Annotated in this window: 1 protein-coding gene; it reads left to right on the forward strand. The window is 72.1% G+C overall.

The window, feature by feature from the left end; genetic code table 11:
* Positions 1 to 408: 408 nt before the first annotated feature.
* Entirely contained in the window at positions 409 to 1,614 is a 1,206-nt protein-coding gene (locus GL263_RS26105) for a trypsin-like serine peptidase (protein WP_182858201.1), read from the forward strand.
* Positions 1,615 to 1,672: the final 58 nt, after the last annotated feature.

The raw sequence follows: 1,672 nt of genomic DNA on the forward strand, positions 1-1,672 counted from the left end.
GTGGTGAGGACGCGCTGACGGGGGACGCCGGCCGGGGCGTCGGGGGCTGCGGCCGGTTCCTCGGCGCTTGTCGGGGTGGCTTCCGCGTCGGCTTCTGAGCTCACTGCGACCTCCTGGCTCGAGCCCGTGCGGGCTCCGCACCGGGTAACGACGGGCGGGCTGCGGGAGCACGGCCACCCTGACGTTCCGTCGGGCGCACGGATGCGTACGCCGGCGCGCCCGTGTGCCGACGTACGCACGTGCGCGCCTCCGCGCCCGGGGGCGTACCGCGCGCCGGCGCGCCGCTGCGGGAACCGAGGACCCGCCCACCGCCGTCGTAGGCGGCACCGGCATAGTGGGGACAGCCCCGCTCGGCGCGGTGCATGACAAGTACAGGGCAGTCTGATCCACTTCAGGGGGAGTTCATCCATGTCAGCATTCCGTAGCGGAACGCGACGCCGGTCGGTCGTGTCGGCCGCCGCCGTCGTCGCCGCGCTCGCGGTCACGGCCACCGCCTGCGGGCCCGGGGACGACGAGACCGGTGCCGACGCCAAGCCCACGTTCTCCGCACCGGAGTTGGACAAGAGCGCCCTCGACAAGCTGGAACTGCCGAAGGACCTCCCCTTCTCCCTGGACGACCTCAAGAAGTGGAAGGAAGGGGCCTGGAACGACTGGAACCCCGAGGGCTGGCTGAAGGACGCCAAGGAGTTCATCAACCCGATCATCGAGGACCTCTGGGACCGCGAGCGCATGGGCGACGCCGAGGAGCCCGAGCGGGGCGTCGACGAGGACGAGATCGACGACGAGCCCGCCGGCGACGGCTCGGGTGAGGACGAGGGCGTCACCGACCCGACCCCGCCGGTGGTTTCCGCGAAGCCGGTGGCCACGCCGTACACCGGCACCGCGCCGGCCCACGGCAAGGTCTTCATGGACACCCCCAAGGGCCAGATGGTGTGCTCGGCGACGGTGGTGAAGGACCCGAAGAACCCGGGCAAGTCGAACCTGGTCGCCACCGCCGGACACTGCGTGCACGGCGGCAAGGGCAAGGGCTGGTTCCGCAACGTCGTCTTCGTCCCCGGCTACAACTCCAAGGGGCTGCCGGAGTCCCAGCTGGAGACCGCCCCGAAGCAGGACGTGGTCCCGCACGGCGTGTGGTGGGCGCAGAAGGCGTACACGACCGACCACTGGCGCACCACCGGCCAGGAGCGCGGCGGCATCGGCGCCCAGCAGGACTTCGCGATGCTGCGGGTCAAGGCCGAGGACGGCGGCGGCAAGTCGCTCGAGGAGACCGTCGGCGCCGCGGTGAAGGTCAACTTCGAACTGCCGAAGGTGGCCGGCATGTCCGAGCTGACGGCCCGCGGCTACCCGGCCGCCCCGCCGTTCGACGGCAGCAAGATGAACAGCTGCACCAGCAGGCCGACCCGGCTCACCATCGACCCGGAGCAGCCCACGATGTACCGCATCGGCTGCACGATGACCGGCGGCTCCTCCGGCGGCGGCTGGCTGGCCAAGGGGTCCGGCGGCGAGGACGAGCTGTACTCGGTGACCTCGATCGGCTCCGTCACCGCGACGTGGCTGGCCGGGCCCCGGCTGGGCGCGGACGCCAAGAAGGTCTTCGACGAGATCGCCAAGTGACACCGCCCGGGGGCGGGCCCGGAACCACCGGGTCCGCCCCCGGCGCACGTCCCCACCC

It is taken from the genome of Streptomyces durbertensis (assembly GCF_014156695.1).
GTDB lineage: Bacteria > Actinomycetota > Actinomycetes > Streptomycetales > Streptomycetaceae > Streptomyces > Streptomyces durbertensis.

Bases quoted from the DNA above. Each gene is read 5' to 3' on its own strand.
- GL263_RS26105 (WP_182858201.1), top strand. From the start codon at position 409: ATGTCAGCATTCCGTAGCGGAACGCGACGCCGGTCGGTCGTGTCGGCC.